Source organism: Streptomyces liangshanensis (assembly GCF_011694815.1).
Lineage (GTDB): Bacteria > Actinomycetota > Actinomycetes > Streptomycetales > Streptomycetaceae > Streptomyces > Streptomyces liangshanensis.
The window spans coordinates 588857-611757 of sequence record NZ_CP050177.1 but is presented as its reverse complement, the minus strand read 5'-3'; the positions used below and the strand labels follow the sequence as shown (position 1 = coordinate 611757).

Annotated in this window: 6 protein-coding genes; all 6 read right to left on the bottom strand. The window is 73.4% G+C overall.

Going from position 1 to position 22901, the window contains the following annotated elements; translation table 11 throughout:
- Window positions 1-7: 7 nt before the first annotated feature.
- The 6 genes from HA039_RS02635 to HA039_RS02610 all read right to left on the bottom strand — a co-directional run bounded on the left by HA039_RS02635 (window position 8) and on the right by HA039_RS02610 (window position 22773).
- On the bottom strand, window positions 8-7096 hold the full coding sequence (locus HA039_RS02635; protein WP_167023138.1) for an amino acid adenylation domain-containing protein: 7089 nt from the start codon (window positions 7094-7096) through the stop codon (window positions 8-10).
- On the bottom strand, window positions 7093-18465 hold the full coding sequence (locus tag HA039_RS02630) for a non-ribosomal peptide synthetase (protein ID WP_167023133.1): 11373 nt from the start codon (window positions 18463-18465) through the stop codon (window positions 7093-7095). Before HA039_RS02630 ends, HA039_RS02635 begins: the two co-directional genes overlap by 4 nt.
- 147 nt (window positions 18466-18612) lie before the next feature.
- A complete protein-coding gene (locus HA039_RS02625) occupies window positions 18613-19881 on the bottom strand; it encodes a glutamate synthase-related protein (RefSeq protein WP_167023130.1) in 1269 nt (422 codons plus the stop codon).
- A complete protein-coding gene (locus tag HA039_RS02620) occupies window positions 19878-20894 on the bottom strand; it encodes an asparagine synthetase A (protein ID WP_167023126.1) in 1017 nt (338 codons plus the stop codon). The genes HA039_RS02625 and HA039_RS02620 overlap by 4 nt, the downstream gene beginning before the upstream one ends.
- Window positions 20891-22324, bottom strand: coding sequence for a methylaspartate mutase (locus HA039_RS02615; protein ID WP_167023123.1), 1434 nt, complete (start codon window positions 22322-22324; stop codon window positions 20891-20893). Before HA039_RS02615 ends, HA039_RS02620 begins: the two co-directional genes overlap by 4 nt.
- A complete protein-coding gene (locus HA039_RS02610; RefSeq protein WP_167023120.1) occupies window positions 22321-22773 on the bottom strand; it encodes a cobalamin B12-binding domain-containing protein in 453 nt (150 codons plus the stop codon). The genes HA039_RS02615 and HA039_RS02610 overlap by 4 nt, the downstream gene beginning before the upstream one ends.
- Window positions 22774-22901: the final 128 nt, after the last annotated feature.

Below are 22901 nucleotides of genomic sequence, written 5' to 3'. Positions count from 1 at the left end.
GAAGAGATCAGTGACGCACCCCCCGCAGCTCCTCGGCCAGCACCTTTCCTATCTCGCGCAGTGGTTCCGCGCCCGTCATGTCCCAGTGCGCGCAGTCCACGTCGTGCTCCTCGACGTGGCCGAGGACATGGGGTGCCCAGGACCGGGCGCCGGTCGCCGCGGCCGGCGTACGGGCCGCGTTGAAGAACACCATGTCGCCGCCGAACCGCCGCGCGGGGACGTACCGGTAGCGCATCTCCAGGTTCCCGGCCGTCGCCTCCACCACCGCGGCGGCCTGCGCCGGCTCCAGCGCGCCCAGGACCGGGTCCTCCGCGCGCAGCACCGCCGCCAGCTCCGCCGCGTCGGGCGCGGTCCCGGCGCACTGCACGTCCAGCTCGGCGCCGCGCCCGCCGAGCAGCGCCGTCAGCACCTCCCGGCCGGTGATCGCGGGCGGTACGAAGCCGTCCGGCAGCGGGTACGAGTCCAGGAGCGCGAGCAGCGCCACCTCCTCGCCCAGCTCCTCGAGACGGGCCGCGACCGCGTGCGCCACCAGGCCGCCGAACGACCACCCGAGCAGGTGGTACGGGCCGTGCGGCTGGACCGCGCGGATCTCGGCCACGTACCCGTCCGCCATCTCCTCCACCCCGGCCGGCCGCTCCGACGGCCGGGTCAGCTCCCGGGCCTGGAGCCCGATCAGCGGCCGCCCGTCGCCGAGGTGCCGCAGGAGCCCGGCGTACGACCAGCTCATCCCGGAGATCGGGTGCACGCAGAACAGCGGGGCCGGCGCGCCCGGGCCGGACGCGGCCCGGATCGGCAGCACCGTCTCCAGCGGGTTGCCGCCCCCGTCGCCGCCGATGTGCTCGGCGAGCAGCACCGGCGTCGGGTACTGGAACAGGTCCCTGATGGTGACGTGGGTGTCCCAGATCGCCCGGATCCGGCCGATCAGCCGGGTCGCGAGCAGCGAGTGGCCGCCCAACTGGAAGAAGTGGTCGTCGATGGTGACCGACGGCACCCCCAGGGTCGCCGCGAACAGCCCGCACAGCACTTCCTCGGCCGGGGTACGCGGCGCCCGGCCCCCGGCCGTGTCCGCCGCGCGCGGCGCGGGCAGCGCCCGCCGGTCCAGCTTGCCGTTCACCGTCAGCGGCAGCGCGTCCAGGGGCACGATCGCGGCCGGCACCATGTACTCGGGCAGCGCCGCCCCCGCGTGCCGCCGCAGCCCGGGCAGGTCCGGGGTGTGGCCCTCGGCGGCCACCACGTACGCCACCAGGCGCTTGTCGCCCGGCCGGTCCTCGCGGATCAGCACCGCCGCCTGCGCGACCGAGGCGTGCCGCAGCAGCGCCGACTCGATCTCGCCCGGCTCGATGCGGAAGCCCCGCAGCTTGATCTGCTGGTCCGCCCGCCCGAAGTACTCCAGCGCCCCGTCCTGGCTCCACCGCGCCAGGTCGCCGGTGCGGTACATCCGCGCGCCCGGCGCGCCGTGCGGGTCGGCGACGAACCGCTGCGCGCTCAGCCACGGTTGCCCGATGTAGCCCTGGGCGAGTCCGTGCCCGGCGACGTACAGCTCCCCGGGCACCCCCGGCGGCAGCAGGCGGAGGTTCTCGTCCAGGACGTACGCGTGCTTGCCCGCGACCGGCCGGCCGATCGGGACGGCGGCGGCCGGCCCGCCGATGAGGTGGGCGGTGGTGAAGCCCATGCTCTCGGCCGGCCCGTACCCGTTGACCAGGTGCAGGTGAGGGTGGTCGGCGAGCGCCTTGGCGGTGTGCGCCGGCGAGGCGCTCTCGCCCGCGGTCATCGCCTCCCGGAGCCGGGAGAAAACCGCCGGGTGCTCGTCCAGCATGTGGTTGAACAGGCTCGCCGACATCTGGAGGGTGGTGATCCGGTGCCGCTCCACCAGCTCCGCGATCTGGTGCGGGTCGGTGTGCTGGCCGGGCTGGAGGACGCAGACCCCACCGTGGAGCAGCGGTCCGAAGACCTCCAGGGCGAAGGCGTCCCAGGACACCGGCGAGCTCTGGAGGTACGTCTGCTCCGGGCCGAAGTTCAGGTAGTCGGGGCCCATGAAGGTGGCCGCCAGCGCCCGGTGCGAGGCCGCGACGCCCTTGGGGACGCCGGTCGAGCCGGAGGTGAACATCACGCAGGCCACGGACTCCGGGTGCCCGCCGGTCTCCACCGGCGTCCCCGGCAGCGCGCTGATCGCCGGGGTGTCGGTGGTCAGGTCGACCAGGGCGGCCGTCGTCTCCAGGGCCACCAGGTGGCTCTGCGTGACCAGCGCGGACGGACCGGTCTGGCCGAGCACGGTGGTGAGCCGGTCCGCCGGGAACTGCGGGTCCAGCAGGGTGTAGCCGGCCCCGGCCTTGAGGGCGGCGAGCAGCGCCGCGATCAGCTGCGGCGAGCGCTCCAGGTGGACGGCGACGATGCTGCCCGGGGTGACCCCGCGCGCGGTCAGGTGCCGGGCCAGGCGGTTGGACCAGACGTCCAGCTCCTGGTACGTGACCCGCTGCTCCTCGTGCACCAGCGCCACCGCGTCGGGGGTGCGGGCGGCCTGGCCCGCGAAGAGCCCGTCGAGCCCGAGACCGGGCGCGGCGGACGGCGGCCCGCTCCACTCCAGGACCCGCGCCCGCTCCTCCCCGGAGAGCAACTCCAGCTCGCCGACGGGCAGATCGGGGGTGGTGACGGCTCCGGTGAGGAGCCGGACGAGGCGCTCCGCGGTGGCCTCGACGGTCCGGGGGTCGTAGAGGTCGGTGGCGTACTCGACCAGGATGTCGAGCCCGTCGGGGGAGCCGTCCGCCGTGCGGCGCTCGGCGAACGCGAAGGTGAGGTCGAACTTCGCGACGGACACCGGCGGGAACGCGAACTCGCTCTCCAGACCGGCCAGTCGGGGCGCCTCGCCGCTCGTGTCTCCGACGGTCAGCATGACCTGGAAGAGAGGGTGCCGGGCGGTGGTGCGTTCGGGGTTGAGTGCTTCGACGAGGCGGTCGAAGGGGAGGTCCTGGTGCGCCCAGGCGGCGAGGTCGGTGTCCCGGACGCGGGCCAGGAGGTCGCGGAAGGTGGGGTCGCCGGTCAGGTCGGTGCGCAGGACGAGGGTGTTGACGAAGAAGCCGACGAGCTGGTCGAGCTTCTGGTCGGTGCGTCCCGCGACGGGGGAGCCGAGGGGGATGTCGTGTCCGGCGCCGGACCGGGACAGGAGGGTGGCGACGGCGGCCTGGGCCACCATGAACAGGGTGCTGCCGGTGTCCTGCGCCAGCGCCAGCAGGCCGGTGTGCAGCGCGGCGGGGCAGTGCACGACATGCGTACGGCCCTGGTTGGAGGCGGTCGCGGGGCGGGCGTGGTCGGTGGGGAGGGTCGCCTCCTCGGGAAGGTCGGCCAACGTCTGCCGCCAGTGGTCGAGTTGACGCTCCTCGTCGCTCTCCAGCAGCCGCTGCTGCCAGAGCGTGTAGTCGGCGTACTGGACCGGGAGCGGCTCCCACTCCGGCGCCAGGCCCTCGGACCTGGCGGCGTAGGACGTGGCGAGGTCCTGGAAGAGCGGCCCGTTCGACCAGCCGTCCGAGGCGATGTGGTGGACCACCAGCAGCAGCACGTGCTCCTCGGCGCCCAGGCCCCACAGCGAAGCCCGGTAGGGGAGTTCGGCGGCCAGGTCGAAGGTACGGCCGGCCTCCTCGGCCAGGAGCGCGGGCAGCGACTCCTCGGTGGCCGGGACTAGCGGGAGGCCGGCGGCGACCGGGGGAAGGACGTGCTGGTGCGGGACGCCCTCGTGGGTGGGGAAGACCGTCCGCAGCGTTTCGTGGCGGGCGGTGAGGTCCGTGAGCGCGAGCCGCAGGGCCTCCTGGTCGAGCGGCCCGGTCAGACGCAGCGCCAGCGGGATGTGGTACGTCGCGGACGGACCCTCCATCTGGTCCAGGAACCACAGCCGTTGCTGCGCCGAGGACAGCGGGATCAGCTCCGGGCGCTCCCCGGGCGCGAGCGCAGGCCGCCGTTCGTCACCGCCCTCGGCGGCGATCCGCTCGGCGAGCTGGGCGACGGTCGCGTACTGGAACAGGTCCCGGATGGTGATGCCGGTGTCCCACACGGCCCGGATGCGGCTGATGAGGCGGGTGGCGAGCAGGGAGTGGCCGCCGCGCCGGAAGAAGTGGTCGTCGATGGTGACCGAGGGCAGCCCGAGGGTCGCCGCGAAGAGACCGCAGAGGACTTCCTCGGCCGGGGTCCTGGGCGGACGGCCGTCGGTGCCGCCCGTCTCCTGGGGGGCGGGCAGGGCCCTGCGGTCGATCTTGCCGTTGGCGGTGAGGGGGATCGCGTCCAGGACCACGAAGGCGGACGGGACCATGTACTCCGGGAGCGCCCCGGAGATCTCCCGGTGCACCGCCTCGGTGTCGAGGGCGGCGCCGTCGGCGGCGACGAGGTAGGCGACGAGGCGCTTGTCACCGGGGCGGTCCTCGCGGACGGCGACCGTCGCCTGGCCGACCGCCCGAAGGCGCGTCAGGGCGCTCTCGATCTCGCCGGGTTCGATGCGGAAGCCCCGCAGCTTGACCTGCTGGTCGGCGCGGCCCAGGTACTCCAGCGAGCCCTGGTGGTTCCAGCGCGCCAGGTCGCCGGTGCGGTACATCCGCGACCCCGCCGGCCCGTACGGATCGGCCGTGAAGCGTTCCGCCGTCAGCGCGGGGCGGTGGAGATAGCCCTGCGCGAGACCCGTACCGGCGATGTACAGCTCGCCCGGCGCGCCCGGCGCGGCCAACTGGAGGTGGTCGTCCAGGACGTAGAGGCGGTGGTTGTCGAGCGGTTCGCCGATCGGGACCGCCCCGGGGTGGTCCAAGGGGCGGTGGATGCGGTGGGTGGTGGCGAAGGTCGTGGTCTCGGTGGGCCCGTAGCCGTTGACGACCATCGTGTCCGGGCAGTGCTCGTGGACGCGGCGGACGGCCTCCGGCGGGACGACGTCGCCGCCCGCCCACACCTCCCGTACCCCCGCGAAGGTCTCCGGAGCCTCCTCCGCCATCAGGCGGAACAGCCCGGCCGTCAACCACAGCCCGGTCACGCGGTGTTCGGTGAGCAGCCGCCGGTACGCGGGCGGGTCGAGGTGCCCCGGGGGCGCGACGACCACCGTGCCGCCGTTCAGCCACGGCACCCAGATCTCGTACGTCGACGCGTCGAACGCGGCCGGCGAGTGGAACAGCACCCGTCGGTGGTTGCCGTTCGCGTACATCGTCTGGGCGGCGAGGTCCGCGACGTTGCGGTGGGTGACCGCCACGCCCTTGGGGACGCCCGTGGAGCCCGAGGTGAACATGGCGTAGAGCGGCTGGTCGGGGTGGATGGTGTGCGCCGGAGGCGTGGCCGGCAGGTGGCCGAGGCCGGTGGCGCCGTCCAGGACGACCACCCGCGCGTCGGTCTCCAGGACCACCGGGTGGCCGGCGAGGGCCTCGTCGGTGAGCAGGACGGGCGCCCCGGTGTCGGCGAGGATCCGGACCAGCCGGCTGTCCGGGTCCGTGGTGTTCAGCGGCGCGTACACGGCGCCCGCCTTGGCCACCGCGAGCAGCGCGGTGAGCAGGTCCGTCGAGCGCTCCATCAGGACGGCGACCACGTCGTCGCGCCGGACGCCCAGGTCGATCAGGTGGTGCGCCAACCGGTTGGTGTCCGCGTCGAGTTCCGCGTACGTCAGGTCGTGGGCCTCGTCCACCAGCGCGATCGCGTCCGGGGTGCGGGCCGCCTGCTCGGCGAACAGCTCCGCGACGCTCAGGCCGGCCGAACCGGTGACCGCGCCGGCCCGCTCCTCCAGGAGCAGCCGCCGCTCGTGCTCACCCAGCAGGTCCAGCACGGACACCGGGGTGTCGGGCGAGGTGAGCACCGCCTCCAGGAGCCGGCACAGCCTCGCCATCAGCGCGTCGATCGTCCGGGCGTCGTACAGGTCGGTGGCGTACTCGATGGTGATGTCCAGGCCGTTGGGGCGGCCGTCGCGGGTGCGGTGCTCGGCGAAGCCGAAGGTCAGGTCGAACTTGGCGATCTGGAGGGCGCTGTACTCGGTCCTGGCGTCCAGCCCGGGGAACCCGAGCGCGTCCGAACCGGCCTCGCCCATCGTCAGCATCACCTGGAAGAGCGGGTGCCGGGAGGCGGAGCGCTCCGGGTTCAGCACCTCGACCAGCCGGTCGAAGGGCAGGTCCTGGTTGTCCCACGCCGCCAGGTCCGTCGCCCGGACCCGCTTGAGCAGCTCCCGGAAGCTCGGGTCGCCCGACAGGTCCGTCCGCAGCACCAGGGTGTTGACGAAGAAGCCGACCAGGTCGTCCAGCGCCTCGTCGACGCGCCCCGAGACCGGGGACCCGACGGGGATGTCGAGTCCCGCGCCCGAGCGGGACAGGGCCGTCGCGACGGCGGCCTGGGCCGCCATGAACACCGTGGCGCCCGACTCCCGCGCCAGGTGCGTCAGCGCGGTGTGGAGGTCCGCGGGCAGGTGGGCGTCACAGGTGGCGCCCCCGTACGAGGCGGCGGCCGGGCGCGGCCGGTCGGCCGGCAGGGTGGCCTCCTCCGGCAGGTCCGCCAACGTCTCGCGCCAGAAGCCCAGTTGGCGGGCCCCGGTGCTCGCCGGGTCGTCGCCCTCGCCGAGCAGCTCCTGCTGCCACAGGGTGTAGTCGGCGTACTGCACCGGCAGCGGCTCCCAGTCCGGGACCCGCCCCTCGGCGGCGCGGGCGCCGTAGGCGGCGGCCAGGTCCCTGAGCAGCGGCCCGGTCGAACCGCCGTCCGACACGATGTGGTGCATCACGACGAGCAGGACGTGCTCCCGCTCGCCGAGCGCGATCAGCCGGGCCCGGATCGGCAGGTCCACCGCCAGGTGGAAGACCTGCGCGGACTCCTCGGCGAGGACCGCCGGCAGGCTCAGCTCGTCGGCGGGGATCACCGGCAGCGGGAGGTCCACCTCCTCCTCGGCGAGGATCTGCTGGAAAGGCGTGCCGTCCTGGTCGGGGAAGAGCGTGCGCAGGCTCTCGTGCCTGCCGATCACGTCCAGGAGCGCCGACCGGAGCGCGTCGCGGTCGAGCGCGCCGCCGAGGCGCACGGTCAGCGGGATGTTGTAGGTGGTCGAAGGCCCTTCCATCTGGGCGATGAACCACAGCCGCTGCTGGGCGAAGGACAACGGAATCACTTGGTCGCTCCCATCCGGCGCATCGGCCGCAGTGTGGGCCTTGCGGCCTCGGCGCCGTCGAGCTTCTCGACGAGCGTTGCCACGATCGGGTTCTTGAACAGCGTCGCCACGGAGACCCCGACCCCGAGGACGGAGCGGATCCGGCCGACGAGGCGGGTGGCGAGCAGGGAGTGGCCGCCCAGGTGGAAGAAGTGGTCGTCGATGGTGACCGACGGCAGTCCGAGGACCTCCGCGAAGAGGCCGCACAGGACCTCTTCCCTGACCGTGCGCGGGGCGCGCCCGGTGGTGGGGGCGATCCCGGGGGCGGGCAGGGCGCGCCGGTCGATCTTTCCGTTGACGGTCAGGGGGATCTCGTCCAGGACCACGAACGCGGACGGGACCATGTACTCGGGCAGCAGCCCGGCCGTCTGCCGCCGTACGTCCTCGGTGTCCAGGCGCGCCCCGTCCTCCGCCGTGAGGTAGGCGACCAGGCGCTTGTCGCCGGGCTGGTCCTCCCGGACGGCCACGAGGGCCTGCGCGACCCCGGGCCGGCCGGTGAGCACGGCCTCGATCTCGCCGGGTTCGATGCGGAAGCCGCGGAGTTTGACCTGCTGGTCGGCGCGGCCGAGGTAGTCGAGGGCTCCGTCGTGGTTCCAGCGGGTGAGGTCGCCGGTGCGGTACATGCGGGACCCCGGCGGGCCGTACGGGTCGGCGACGAAGCGGTCGGCGGTGAGCGCGGGCCGGTCGAGGTAGCCCTGCGCGAGACCCGTACCCGCGATGTACAGCTCGCCCGGCGCGCCCGGCGGGACGAGACGGAGGTGGTCGTCGAGCACGTAGAGGCGGTGGTTGTCGAGCGGGCCGCCGATGGGCAGGGCGCCGGCGGCGGGGTCGAGGGCGCGGGGGATGGGGTGGGTGGTGGCGAAGGTCGTCGTCTCGGTGGGGCCGTAGGCGTTGAAGACGGTGGTGCCCGGGCAGCGGTCCATGACCCGGCGTACGGCCTCCGGCGGCACGACGTCCCCGCCGGTCCACACCTCCCTCACCCCCGCGACGGCTTCCGGTGCCTCCTCGGCGATGAGGCGGAAGAGACCCGTGGTGAGCCAGAGGCCGGTGATGGAGTGCTCGGTGACGAGGCGTTGGTACGTGGCGGTGTCGAGGTGCCCCGCGGGGGCGACGACGAGGGTGCCGCCGTTCAGCCAGGGGACCCACATCTCGTACGTCGAGGCGTCGAAGGCCATCGGCGAGTGGAACAGGACGCGGTGGTGGTTGCCGTTGGCGAACCGGGTCTGGGCGGCGAGGTCGGCGACGTTGCGGTGGGTGACCGCGACGCCCTTGGGGACGCCGGTCGAGCCCGAGGTGAACATGGCGTACACCGGCTGGTCGGGGTGGACCGGCACGGCCGGGTCGGAGCTGTCGCCCGCCCCGGGGGTCACGGTGGTCAGGGTGCTGATGCCGGCCGGGAGGGTGAGATGGCCCGGGTCGCGGTCGGTGAGGAGGTGGGTGAGGGCGGACTGTTCGGTGATGAGCTGGATGCGGTCGGCGGGGTAACGGGTGTCGAGCGGGATGTAGGTGGCGCCCGCCTTGACCACCGCGAGGGTGGTGACCACGGCGGTCAGCGACCGCTCCTGGAGGAGGGCCACGCGGCTGCCGGGCCGTACCCCTTCGGCGATCAGGTGGTGGGCCGTCCGGTTGGCGAGCGCGTCCAGCTCGCGGTAGGTGAGTTCACGGCCCTCGGCGACGACGGCGACCGCGTCCGGGGTGCGCCGGGCCTGCGCGGCGAAGAGCCCCGCCAGGTTCCGGCCCGGCACCTCGGTCACCGGGCCGTGCCACTCCTCCAGGAGGAGCCCGCGCTCGCTCGCCGAGAGCAACTCCAGCTCGCCGACGGGGAGATCGGGGGTGGTGACGGCTCCGGTGAGGAGCCGGACGAGGCGTTCCGCGGTGGCTTCGACGGTCCGGGGGTCGTAGAGGTCGGTGGCGTACTCGACGGTGATGTCCAGACCGGCGGGCTGGCCGTCGTCCGTACGGTGCTCCTCGAAGCCGAACGTCAGGTCGAACTTGGCGATCCGCACCGCCGAGTACTCGTACGCCGCCTCCAGCCCGGGCAGCCGGGGCGCCTCGGTGGTGGTGTCGCCGACGGTCAGCATGACCTGGAACAAGGGGTGCCGGGCGGTGGTGCGTTCGGGGTTGAGTGCCTCGACGAGGCGGTCGAAGGGGAGGTCCTGGTGCGCCCAGGCCGCGAGGTCGGTCTCCCGGACGCGGGCCAGCAGGTCGCGGAAGCTCGGGTCACCCGTCAGATCCGTCCGCAGCACCAGGGTGTTGACGAAGAACCCGATCAGACCGTCGAGCTTCTGGTCGGTCCGGCCGGCGACGGGGGAGCCGAGGGGGATGTCGTGTCCGGCGCCGGACCGGGAGAGGAGGGTGGCGACGGCGGCCTGGGCCACCATGAAGAGAGTGCTGCCGGTGTCCTGGGCCAGTGAGACGAGCGAGCCGTGCAGGTCGGCGGGGCAGTGCACGGTGTGCGTGGTGCCCCGGTTGGACGCGGTGGCGGGCCTGGCGTGGTCGGTGGGGAGGGTCGCCTCCTCCGGGAGGTCGGCCAACGTCTGCCGCCAGTGGTCGAGTTGACGCTCCTCGTCGCCCTCCAGGAGCCGCTGCTGCCAGAGGCTGTAGTCGGCGTACTGGACGGGGAGCGGCTCCCAGTCCGGCGCCCTGCCGTCCGTACGGGCCGTGTAGGACGTGGTGAGGTCCTCGAAGAGCGGTCCGTTCGACCAACCGTCCGAGGCGATGTGGTGGATGACGACGAGCAGGACGTGTTCCCGCTCGCCGAGGGCGAGGAGGTGGGAGCGGACGGGGGGCTCGGTGGCGAGGTCGAAGGTGCGTGCGGACAGCTCGGCGAGGAGCGCCGGCAGCGCCTCCTCCGTGGTCGAGGTCGGCGGCAGGCCGACCGGGGCCGGCGGAAGCACCTGCTGGTGGGGGCGGCCCTCATGGGTGGGGAAGACCGTGCGCAGGGCCTCGTGGCGGGTGGTGAGGTCGGTGAGGGCCAGCCGCAGGGCCTCGTGGTCGAGCGGTCCGGTGAGGCGCAGCGCGAGCGGGATGTTGTAGGTGGGGGAGGGGCCTTCCATCTGGTCCAGGAACCACAGGCGCTGCTGGGCGGACGAGAGCGGGATCAGCCCGGGGCGCTCCCCGCTCGTCAGCGCCGGGCGCGGCAGTTCGCCGTTGCCCGCCGTGACCTGCTCCGAGAGGGCGGCCACCGTCGGATGCTGGAAGAGGTCCTTGACGCCGAGCTGGACGCCGAACACCTGCCGGATGCGGCTGATGAGCCGGGTGCCCAGCAGGGAGTGCCCGCCGCTCCGGAAGAAGTGGTCGTCGATGGTGACGGACGGCAGCCCGAGGACGGCTGCGAACAGACCGCAGAGCACCTCTTCCCGCGGGGTGCGCGGCGCTCTTCCCTGCGTGAGCTGGGAGACCTGCGGGGCGGGTAGGGCGCCCCGGTCCACCTTGCCGTTGGTGTTGAGAGGGATCCGGTCCAGGACCACGAAGGCCGACGGGACCATGTACTCCGGTACGGCGTCCGCGATCTCGCGGCGCAGCGCGGTGACATCGATGGTGGCGTTCTCCGCGGGGACGAGGTAGGCGACGAGGCGCTTGTCGCCGGGGCGGTCCTCGCGGACGCTGATCGTGGTCTGGCCCACCGTCCGGTGGGCGATCAGGGCACTCTCGATCTCGCCGAGTTCGATGCGGAAGCCGCGCAGTTTGACCTGCTGGTCGGTGCGGCCGAGATACTCGATCTCCCCCTGTCCGTTCCAGCGGACCAGGTCGCCCGTGCGGTACATGCGGGTGCCCGCGGGACCGTACGGGTCGGCCGTGAAGCGCTCCGCCGTCAGGCCGGGCCGGCCGAGATAGCCGCGCGCGACGCCGGCGCCCGCGATGTACAGCTCACCGGGGGTGCCCGGCGGGACAAGACGCAGCCCGGGGTCGAGGACGTAGAGGCGGTGGTTGTCGAACGGCCCGCCGATGGGGAGCGCGCCGGGACCGAGGGGGCGGGGGACGGGGTGGGTGGTGGCGAAGGTGGTGGTCTCGGTGGGCCCGTACACGTTGAAGACGGTGGTGCCCGGGCAGCGCTCCATGACCCGGCGTACGGCCTCCGGCGGGACGACCTCCCCGCCGGTCCAGACCTCCCGCAGCCCCGCGAACGCCTCCGGTGCCTCGTCGGCCACGACCCGGAACAGGCCCACCGTCAGCCACAGCCCGGTCAGACCGGCGCCCTTGAGCAGCGCGCCCAGCGTCGCCGGATCCAGGTGGCCCGGAGGTGCGACCACGATGGTGCCGCCGTTCAGCCACGGCACCCACATCTCGTACGTCGACGCGTCGAAGGTGTGCGGCGAGTGGAACAGCACCCGCCGGTGGTTCTCGTTGGCGAACACCCGCTGGAAGGCCAGGTCGACCACGTTGCGGTGGGTCACCGCGACGCCCTTGGGCCGGCCGGTCGAACCCGAGGTGTACATGACGTACAGCCACTGGTCGGGATGGGCCGGGTACGCCGGCGGGGTCGCCGGGAGGTGGTCGAACGCGCCGGTCCCGTCGAGCACGACGACGTGGGCGGTGGTCCTGGCCACGATCGGGTGGTCGGACAGGGGGGTGTCGGTGATCAGGACCGGCGCCCTGGTCTCCGCGACGATCTGGTCGAGCCGCCCGGCGGGGTCGGCGTGGTTGAGCGGGGCGTACACCCCGCCGGCCTTGACCACCGCGAGCAGGGCGACGAGCAGGTCGGCCGAGCGCTCCATCAGGACCGCGACGACGCTTTCCTGCCGGACCCCGAGGCCGATGAGGTGGTGGCCCAGCCGGTTGGTGGCGGCGTCCAGCTCCGCGTACGTCAGGTTCCGGCCGCCGTCGGTGAGGGCGATCGCGTCCGGGGTGCGGGCGGCCTGCGCGGCGAACAGCTCCGCGAGGTTTCCGTCGGGGACGCGGGTGACCGTGCCGTGCCACTCCTCCAGGAGCAGGTGACGATCGCCGGGGCTCATGAACGCCAGCTCGCCGACGGGCAGTCCGGGGTTCTCGACGGCCGCGCCGAGCAGTCGTACCAGCCGGTCGGTGACCGCCTCGACGGTTCCGGCGTCGTAGAGGTCGGTGGCGTACTCGACCCGGATGTCCAGTCCGCCGGGGCGGCCGTCCGCCGTGCGGTGCTCGTGGAAGGAGAAGGTGAGGTCGAACTTGGAGATCTCCAGCGGCGCGAAGCCCGACTCGGCGGTGAGGCCCGGCAGTCCGGGCGCCGGGGTGACCGCTTCCTGGAGGGTGAGGACCACTTGGAAGAGCGGGTGCCTGGCGGTGGTGCGCTCGGGGTTGAGGGCCTCCACCAACTGGTCGAAGGGGAGGTCCTGATGGGCCCAGGCGGCCAGGTCGGTGTCCCGGACGCGGGCCAGCAGGTCACGGAAGCTCGGGTCGCCCGACAGGTCCGTCCGCAGCACCAGGGTGTTGACGAAGAAGCCGACCAGGTCGTCGAGCGACTGTTCGGTACGGCCCGCGATCGGGGCGCCGAGGGGGATGTCCTCGCCCGCGCCCGACCGGGACAGGGCGGTGGCGACCGCGGCCTGGGCCACCATGAAGAGCGTGGTGCCGGTCTCCCTGGCCAGTTCGGTCAGCGCCCGGTGCAGCTCGGCCGGGACGTGCGCCCCGTGGGTGGTGCCCTTGTAGCTGGCGACCGCCGGGCGGGGGCGGTCGGTCGGCAGGGTGGCCTCGTCGGGCAGCCCGTCCAGCGCGTGGCGCCAGAACTCCGCCTGGCGCTCACCGTCCGCCGCGAGCAGCTCCCGCTGCCACAGCGTGTAGTCGGCGTACTGCACCGGCAGCGGCTCCCACTCGGGTGCCTGCCCCTGGGTACGGGCCGTGTAGGCGGCGGTCAGGTCACGCAGGAGCGGGGCGGTGGACCAGCCGTCCGAGGCGATGTGGTGCATCACGACCAGCAGCGCCGCGTCCTCCTGGCCCAGGTCGAACAGGCAGGCGCGGAAGGGCAGTTCGGACGCGAGGTCGAAGCTCCTGGCGGCCTGCGCACCGAGGGCCGCGTCCAGGCTCTCCGCGGTCACGGTGGTGACCGGCAGCTCCACCCGGACCTCGTCCGCCGGCACCTGCCACTGGTAGGCGGTGTCGTCGGCCGTCCCGAACAGCGTGCGCAGGCTCTCGTGCCGTACCACCACGTCGGTCAGGGCGAGTCGCAGCGCCTCCCGGTCGAGCGCCCCCCTGAGGCGCAGGGCGAGCGGGATGTTGTACGTCGCCGACGGGCCCTCCAAGTGGTGCAGGAACCACAGGCGTTGCTGGGCGGACGAGAGCGGGACCCGCCGCGGGCGGACCGACTCCCGCAGCGCGGGGCGCGCCGCTGCCGTGCCGCCGCTCTCCCCGCCCGCCTCGACGAAGGCGGCGAGGCCGGCGACCGTCGGGCCCTGGAAGAGGTCCTTGACGGTGATCCGGACCCCGAAGGTCTCCCGGACGCGGCTGATGAGGCGGGTGGCGAGGAGGGAGTGGCCGCCCAGGTGGAAGAAGTGGTCGTCGATGGTGACGGACGGCAGCCCGAGGACGGCCGCGAAGTGAGCGCAGAGGACTTCCTCGGCGGGGGTGCGGGGCGCGCGCCCGTCGGTGTCGCCGTGATGCTCGGGCGCGGGCAGGGCGCGGCGGTCGATCTTGCCGTTGGTGGTGAGGGGGATCGCGTCCAGGACCATGAAGGCGGACGGGACCATGTAGTCGGGCAGGGCGCCGGAGATCGTGCGGCGCAGCGCGGTGAGGTCGATGCCGGCGCCGTCGGCGGGGACGAGGTAGGCGACGAGGCGCTTGTCGCCGGGGCGGTCCTCGCGGACGACGACGGTGGCCTGGGCGACCCTCTGATCCGTAGTCAGATAGGTCTCGATCTCGCCGGGTTCGATGCGGAAGCCGCGGAGTTTGACCTGCTGGTCGGCGCGGCCGAGGTAGTCGAGGGCTCCGTCGTGGTTCCACCGGGTGAGGTCGCCGGTGCGGTACATCCGGGTGCCCGGCGGGCCGAACGGGTCGGCGACGAAGCGGTCGGCGGTGAGGGCCGGGCGGTCGAGGTAGCCCTGCGCGAGACCCGTACCCGCGATGTACAGCTCGCCGGGGGTGCCGGGCGGGACGAGCCGCAGTCCGGCGTCCAGGACGTAGAGGCGGTGGTTGTCGAGGGGTTCACCGATCGGGACCGCCCCGGGGTGGTCCAACGGGCGGTGGATGCGGTGGGTGGCCGCGAAGGTGGTGGTCTCCGTCGGGCCGTAGCCGTTGACGACGGTGGTGTCCGGGCAGTGGTCATGGACGCGGCCGACCGCCTCCGGCGGGACGACGTCGCCGCCCGCCCACACCTCCCGTACCCCCGTGAACGCCTCCGGAGCCTCCTCCGCCATGACCCGGAACAGCCCCGCTGTCATCCAGAGTGCGGTGACGGAGTGCTCGGCGAGGAGGCGTTGGTACGTGGCGGTGTCGAGGTGGCCTGCCGGGGCGACGACGAGGGTGCCGCCGTTGAGCCAGGGGACCCACATCTCGTAGGTGGAGGCGTCGAAGGCCATCGCGGAGTGGAAGAGGACGCGGTGGTGGTTGCCGTTGGCGAACCGGGTCTGGGCGGCGAGGTCGGCGACGTTGCGATGGGTGACCGCGACACCCTTGGGGACTCCCGTGGAGCCCGAGGTGAACATGGCGTACACCGGCTGGTCCGGGTGGACCGGCACGCCGGGGTCGGAGCTGTCACCGGCGTCGGGGGCCGTTGTGGTCAGGGTGGTGATGCCGGGCGGCAGGGCGAGGTGGCGGGGGTCGCGGTCGGTGAGCAGGTGGGTGATCGCGGACTGTTCGGTGATCAGCTGGATGCGGTCACCCGGGTGGCGGGTGTCCAGGGGGACGTACGTGGCGCCCGCCTTGACCACCGCGAGGGTGGTGACCACGGCGGTCAGCGACCGCTCCTGGAGGAGCGCGACGCGGCTGCCGGGCCGTACCCCCTCGGCGATCAGGCGACGTGCGGTCCGGTTGGCCCGTGCGTCCAGCTCGCGGTAGGTGAGTTCACGGTCCCCGGCGACCACGGCGACCGCGTCCGGGGTCCGCCGGGCCTGCGCGGCGAACAGCTCCGCGAGGTTCCGGTCCGGGACGCCGGTCGCCGCCCCGCTCCACTCCTCCAGGAGCAGCCTCCGCTCCCGCGCGGAGAGCAACTCCACCTCCCCGACCGGCAGATCGGGTGCGGCCGCCGCTCCGGCCAGCAGCCGGACCAGCCGCTCGCCGGTCGCCTCGATGGTGGGCGCGTCGTAGAGGTCCGTGGCGTACTCGACGGTGATGTCCAGGCCGCCGGGCCGGCCGTCCGCCGACCGGTGCTCGGCGAACGAGAACGTCAGGTCGAACTTCGCGAACCGCAGCCAGGTGAACTCCGACTCCGTGTCCAGGCCGTCGGCGACGAGCGTCGGCGTGGCCGCGTCCGTCAGCGTCAGCATCACCTGGAACAGCGGGTGTCTGGCCGCCGACCGGTCGGGGTTGAGGGCCTCGACCAGCCGGTCGAAGGGGAGGTCCTGGTGCGCCCACGCGGCGAGGTCCGTCTCTCGGACCCGGGTGAGCAGCTCCCGGAAGCTCGGGTCGCCCGACAGGTCCGTGCGCAGCACCAGGGTGTTGACGAAGAAGCCGACGAGGTCGTCCAGGGCCTGGTCGGTGCGGCCGGCGATCGGGGAGCCGAGCGGGATGTCGTGCCCGGCGCCCGACCGGGACAGCAGCGCCGACACCGCCGCCTGCGCCACCATGAACACCGAGGCACCCGACTCTCGCGCCAGCTCCGCCAGCGCCGCGTGGACGTCCTCGGGGCAGTGCACGGTGTGCGTGGCGCCCCGGTAGGAGGCGGCGGCCGGCCGCTGCCGTACGGCGGGCAGCGTGACCTCCTCCGGGAGGTCCGCCAACGTCCGCTTCCAGTAGTCCAGTTGACGGCCCCCGACGCTCTCCGCGTCCGCCGGGTCGCCGAGCAGGTCCCGGTGCCACAGCGCGTAGTCCGCGTACTGGGCCGGCAGCGGCTCCCAACTCGGGCGCTCACCGCGCGAGCGGGTCGTGTAGGCGGTGCTCAGGTCCCGCATGAGCGGCTGGTAGGACCAGCCGTCGGACACGATGTGGTGCATCACCACCAGCAGGACGTGCTCCCGCTCGCCGAGCGCGAACAGCCGTGCCCGGAACGGCAGATCGGACGTCAGGTCGAAGACCCGCTCCGACTCGGCGGTGAGCAGCGCGCCCACCGTGTCCTCGGTCGCCGGGGTGAGCGGCAGCCCGACGCGGACCCCGTCGGCCGGCAGCACCCGCTGGTACGCCTGCCCGCCGTCCGGCCCCCCGCTCTGCCCGAACACCGTACGCAGGCTCTCGTGCCGGCCCACCACGTCGGTGAACGCCGACTCCAGCGCGGCCAGGTCCAGTTCACCGCGCACCCGCACGGCGAGCGGGATGTTGTACGTCGCCGACGGACCCTCCAACTGGTCGAGGAACCAGAGCCGCCGCTGCGCCGCCGAGAGCGGCAGCGGCTCGGGACGCTCCTGGGCCGTCAACGCCGGCCGGGCCGGGCCCCCGCCGTCCGTGGCGACGTACTCCGCGAGCAGCGCCACCGTCGGGTGGAGGAAGAACTCGCGCAGGGTCAGCTGCGCCCCGAGGGCCGTGCGGACCCGGCTGACCAGCCGCGTCGCCAGCAGCGAGTGCCCGCCGATCCCGAAGAAGTCGTCGTCGACGCCGATCGACGGCAGACCGAGCGTGTGCGCGAACAGCCCGCACAGCACCTCCTCCACGGGGGTGCGCGGGGCCCGCCCGCCCGGCGCCGCGCCGACCCGGGGCGCGGGGAGCGCGCGCCGGTCCAGCTTCCCGTTCGGGGTCAGCGGCAGCGCCCCCATCGGGACGACCGCCGAGGGCACCATGTACTCGACGAGCTCCTCGCCCGCGTACCGCAGCAGCTCGGCCGCGTCCAGCACGCCTTCCTCGGCGGGCACGGCGTACGCCACCAGGCGCTTGTCGCCGGGACGGTCCTCGCGGACGACGACCGCGGCCCGCGCCACGGACGGGTGGCGGGTCAGGACGGTCTCGATCTCGCCGAGTTCGATGCGGTTGCCGCGCAGTTTGACCTGCTGGTCGGCGCGGCCCAGGAAGACGATCTCGCCGTGTTCGTTCCAGGCCGCCAGGTCGCCCGTACGGTACATCCGGGTGCCCGCGGGGCCGTACGGGTCGGCGGTGAACCGCTCGGCGGTCAGGGCCGGCAGCCCGCCGTACCCCTGCGCCAGGTGCGGTCCCGCGACGTAGAGTTCACCGGTCTCGCCGGGCGCGGTGTGGCGCAGTCCGGCGTCCAGCACGTACAGCGCGGTGTTCGCCATCGGGACGCCCAGGTGCAGGCGGTCGAGGGTGCGGACCTCGGGCGTGAAGGTCTGGTAGCTGCAGAAGACCGTGGCCTCGGTGGGCCCGTACACGTGCACGACGGTGGTGTCGGGGCAGCGGTCCAGGACCCGCTGGAGGGCGGTCGCGGACAGGACGTCGCCGCCGGTCCAGATCTCCCGCAGCAGGGCGAGGCCGTCGATCGCCTCGCCGGCCATCGCGTCGAACAGCGCGGTCGTGAAGTAGGCGGCGGTCACGCCGTGTCGGGCGATCGCCTCGCCCAGCTCGCCGATGTCGACCTTCGGCGCGGAGAGCACGACGGCCAGCCCGCCGCGCAGCAGCGGGACCCACAGCTCGTACGTCGAGGAGTCGAAGGGCAGCGGCGAGTAGGCGAGGACCCGCTCGTGCGCCGACGCCCCGAAGCCCGGGTCGAGGGCCAGCTCCACCACGTTGCGATGGGTGTTGACGACCCCCTTGGGCGTGCCGCTGGAGCCGGACGTGAACATCACGTACAGCGGCTGGTCGGGGTGGACCGTGACCGCGGGAGGGGTGGCCGAGGTGTCGGCGGTGGCGGTGGTGTCCGTGAGCCGCAGGGCCGTCAGGCCGCCGGCGAAGGCGGTGTCCCCGGCGGGGCGGTCCGTCACCAGCAGGACGGCCCCGGTGTTCCCGAGGATCCAGGAGAGCCGCTCGGCGGGCTGGCGGGGGTCCAGCGGCACGTACACACCGCCGCTCTTCATCACGGCGAGGACGGTGACCACATAGGCGAAGGAGCGGTCGAAGAGGAGGCCGACCGCGTCGCCCGGCCCCACCCCGGCGGCGACGAGCCGGTGCGCGAGCGCGTTCGCCGCGTGGTCCAACTGCCGGTAGGTGAGCCGCCGGTCCTCGTGGACGAGGGCGACGGCGTCCGGGGTGCGGGCGGCCTGCGCGGCGAAGAGATCGTGCAGCGCGCCCTCGGGGAGTGCCGTCGCCGTGGTGTTGTACGCGGCGACGCGCGCGGGCACGCCGGCGCCGGGGGAGAGAGCGGGATCTTCCTGCGGTCGGGACATCTCGACACCTTCTTGGTAGCTCGGATCTCGTGGTCTCGCGGCGTGCCGGGAGACCGACGGAGCCACGGTGGATGACGTACGGATGGTGCGAAGTCGCTGGAGTACGGGGGGAGTCGGCCCTGCGGGGCGTCAGTCGGTACGGGGGCGTCAGCCGGTACGGGACGCGAACGCGGCCCCGGAGGGCAGCAACACGTCGTCCGCGTCGAGGGCGTTCGCGCGGTACTTGCCCAGGGAGCTGATCAGCAGGCGCAGTTCCAGGGCGATGCTCTCGGCCAGCCGTACGAGACCGGCGTCGGCGTCCTCGTCCACGGCGAGCAGGGCCGCCCGGCCCAGTCCGACGGCGCGGGCACCGAGCGCCAGCGCCTTGGTGGCCCGGCCGCCCTCCCACATCCGCCCGCTGGCGAGCAGGCAGTGGCCGGTGGGTCCGATGCGGGCCAGGCACTCGCCGAGCGGCAGTCCCACCTGGCCGAGGAAGGCGTGCGGCGCCCAGGCGGTACCGCCCTCCGCGCCGTCCACCGTGACGGAGTCCGCGCCGGCCGCCCACGCGGTGGCCGCCGCGAGCGCCACGTCACGGCCCGGGTGCAGCTTCACCCACACCCTCACGCGCGGGAAGTTGTTGCGCATCAGCCGGATCTGCTGGCGCAGGATCTCCTCGGTGAACGTGCCGGGGCTGCTGATCCGCAGGACGGCGTCGGTGTCCGCGCCGAACACCGCGTCCGTGGCGTACTGTTCGGCCACCCGGCCCGCGGCCTCGCGGCCCAGGACCGTGAGCCCGCCCAGGCCCGGTTTGGCGCCCTGGCCGACCTTCAGCTCGAACGCCAGCCGTCCGGAGGCGAGCAGCGGCTCCGAGACCGGGTCGCTGTAGACGAGGTTCCACACCTCGGCGTCCGCGTCCTCGGTGGACTGCTGCACCACCACCCCGCCGTACTCCTCACCGGCGGCGGCCGTGTAGGCGGCGATCCGGCCGAGCAGCGGGGAGACCCCGGAACCGGACGAGGCACGGTAGCCGTTGACCGGCACCACGTTCTCCCCGACGACCATCGGGATGCCGAGGCGCCCCGCCTGCCGTCCCGCCGCCTCGCCCAGGTCACGGCTCGCGACCCGCGTCGAGCCGAACGCCGACACGTACAGCGGCAGCCGGGAGGTGAACCCGCCGATCACCGTGTCGAGTTCGACGTCCGTGTACAGCGGCTCCCTGGCCAGGTCGATGAGCTTCTTCAGCCGTTCCGGCATGAACACCGGGGGTACGATCCTGGCCCGCTCCAGCAGGTCGTACGGATAGTGGGCGGCCGGCGCGGCGCCCAGCAGGCCGGTGCCGTACGACTCCAGTGAGGGGAACACGGCAGCCTCGCCGTTCCTGGCCCGGTGCCGCACCTGCTCCTCGGGGAAGCCGGCGGCGGTCAGTACGGCGCTCATGCCGACACCACTCCGGGGAGCTTCGGGTAGGCGCTGGCCTCCCAGGCGGCCGTGCGGCCCGTCACGTACCGGGTGAACCGCTCCAGGCCGATGCCGAACCCGGAGCTGGCGGGGATGCCGCGCCGGGCGAGGTCCAGGTACCAGCCGTACTTCGCCGGATTCTCGCCCGTCTCCCGCATCCGCGTCACCAGCGCCGCGTACACGTGCTCGCGCTCGCTGCCGCTGGCCAGCTCGCCGTACCCCTCGGGGGCGATCAGGTCGAAGTTCCGCAGCACGCCCCGGCGTTCGGCGTCCTCCTGGTCGTAGAAGCCGCGCGACCCCTTGGGGTAGTCGACGACGAAGAAGGGGCGGCTCGACTTGGCGGAGAGGATCTCCTCGCCCTCCCAGTCGATCTCGGCGCCCGGGTCCTGCGGGTGGCCGAGCGCCACCAGGTCCGCGGTCGCCGCCGCGTGCGTGGTCCTGCCGAACGCCCCCCGGACGACCTCCCGGAACGCGTCCTTGTCCCGCCCCAGGAGCTCCAGGTCCCCCGGCATCTCGCGGACGACCTCGGCGACGACGTACGCCACCAGCCGCTCGGCCAGCTCCATCGCGTCGTCGCGCCGGGCGTCCCTGATCTCCACGTCGATCTGGTGGAACTCCGCGAGATGGCGGTGCGTGACCGCCGTCTCCAGCGGCTCCAGCCGCACGTTGGGCGCGATGTAGAAGATCTTGTCGAAGGCCAGCAGCGACGCCTGCTTGTAGAGGATCGCGCTGGTCATCAGTTTGTACTTGTGGCCGTAGAAATCGATGTCCACCTGTTTGGAACCCCGGATGCCCGGGTCCGTGACCGGCCCGATCACCGGCGGCAGCAGCTCCTGGAAGCCCTGGCCGGTGAGGAAGGCCCGGGTCGCCGCGAGCATCCGGCTCTGCACCCGCAGCGTGGCACGGGTCGGCTCGGCGCTCAGGTGCGCGTCCGGGGAGGCCGGGAACGAAGGAGCCGTGCGGCCGTCGGGCGCGGCGATCGTGCTGGTCATGGTGCTACCTCCTGGGTGTGCTGACGGTGGACTGCCGGGCGACGGGCCGCCGTGGGGAGCGGGGGACGGGACGAGGAAGGGGGAGAGGACGGGGAGGGCAGGGTCCTGTCGTGCCGGCGCTGCACGAACGACAGCGCCTCGAACAGCCCGGCGGCCGTGAGGCGCCGGCCCCGGTCGGTGACGTGCCCGATGGGCATCGCCCCGATCTCGGACCAGGTGAGCCGCCCCGACGCGTCGATGTGGCTCCTGCTGCGGCCCGCGTTGTCCGGGTGCAGGCAGAACGGCACGTCCAGGAAGCCGCGGGCGAAGGCCTTCAACAGCGCCTGGCCCAGGTCGTCGTCGAGGTCGAGCACGGCGTCCACCAGGGCGCGGGCCTCCGCGTACACCGCGTTGTCCGCCGGGTCCGCGCCCGGGGCCGGCCCCCGGCGGACGGGGTTCCCCGCCCGGTACCGGGCCGCGGCCCGCGAGGCGACCCGCAGGGCCTCCACGTTCTCGGCGACCGTCGGGATCCGGTGCGCCTCGGCGGTCGTCTTGACGATCAGCCGCGCCGCCCCCGTCTCCACGGCCAGCTCGGCCGACCGCTCCAGGAGGTCCAGCGCACCGCGCCGGGTCTGCGGGTACAGCCCCATGTACGTGTAGAGGACGATGTGCGCGTCGGTGTCGGGCAGCAGCTCGGCGGCCAGCCGCCGCAGCGCGTGCACCGCGTCCCGGTCCTGCGCCGGGCTGGTCTGCTGGGCGTAGCTGAGCGAGATGCTGCGCAGCCCCGCCCGGTGGAAGAACAGCGCCTCCAGGGCGCTGATCGCCACGAGCAGTCCGGGCGGGCACAGCTGGCCGAGCATGCAGCCGCCGAAGGTCTCCAGGTGCGGTTCCGCCCCCGTACCGCGCAGCCCGGCCAGGAAGTCGCAGGTCTCCTGCCAGTTGCGGACCGAGTCCAGGAGCGGGGTGCGCCCGTACGGCAGGCAGTACGAGACGGGCCCGCCCTCCGTCGCGTCCAGGCCGAGCCGCGCCAGGGCGGCGACGATCCGCTGGGGTCGCGCGGAGCCGTGCCGGATCTGGACGGGGAAGCCCGCGTCGCGGACCCCGTCCAGCACCCAGCGCGAGGTGTGCGGACTGTACGAGGTGAGGGGGAAGCCGTTGAGGGGGACCCCGCCGGTCAGCGCCCTGACCGCGGACGGTTCGTCACTGACGCGGGTGTAGCTGTCGATCGTCATCGTGCCGACGACGGCGTCGGCCGCGCCCTTGGTGGCCAGCAGGCCGGCCCGCATCAGCGCGGGGTCGGAGAACCCCATGCGGGGCTGCACCACGAGCGCGCCGCGGGCCTGCGCCTCGGCAACGAAGCGGCCGAAGGAGCGCGGGCGCCGGTGCAGGGCGGTGCGGCCGACCGGGGCGCCGGGGCGGAGCGGGACGTCGTCGCGGACCGGTGCGGTCATCGTTCCACCTCTCGGGGCAGGGAGCCGACGTACGACTCGAAGGCGGTGATGTCGGCGCCGTCCTGGAAGACCGCGTCGAAACCGGCCCGCATCAGCTCGTCGGCCTCGTCCTGCCGCCCGCCGGACACGCCGAGCTTGCCGCCGATGACGGCGGGCAGCCCGGCCAGTTCCCAGCGGGAGCGGAGGGCGCCGATGAGCGGCCTGGCGTCGTTGAAGCCGTGCCCGTTGACGCTGCTGACCACCAGCAGGTCGGGCTGGAACTTGCAGCAGGACTCGACGATCTCGTCCTCCGGAACACAGGAACCGAGATTGACCACCGTGTGCCCGAGGTCTTCGAGCAGCAATTGGATGTAGATGAGATTCCAGGTGTGCGCATCGGAGGGGAGTCCGGTGACAACAACGTCCAGCGGCCCGGATCGATGACGAGCCGCCCATTCCGCAGGCTTCATTGTTCGCTTCGTCCACATCATTGGATGACAAGGGGAAAAGGAGGCCCTGGAGTGCCGGAACTTCCTTTCGAGGACCACCGTAGATTCGCGCGGGAGCGGTTTCCGGCGCCCCGTGCGGCAACCACCCG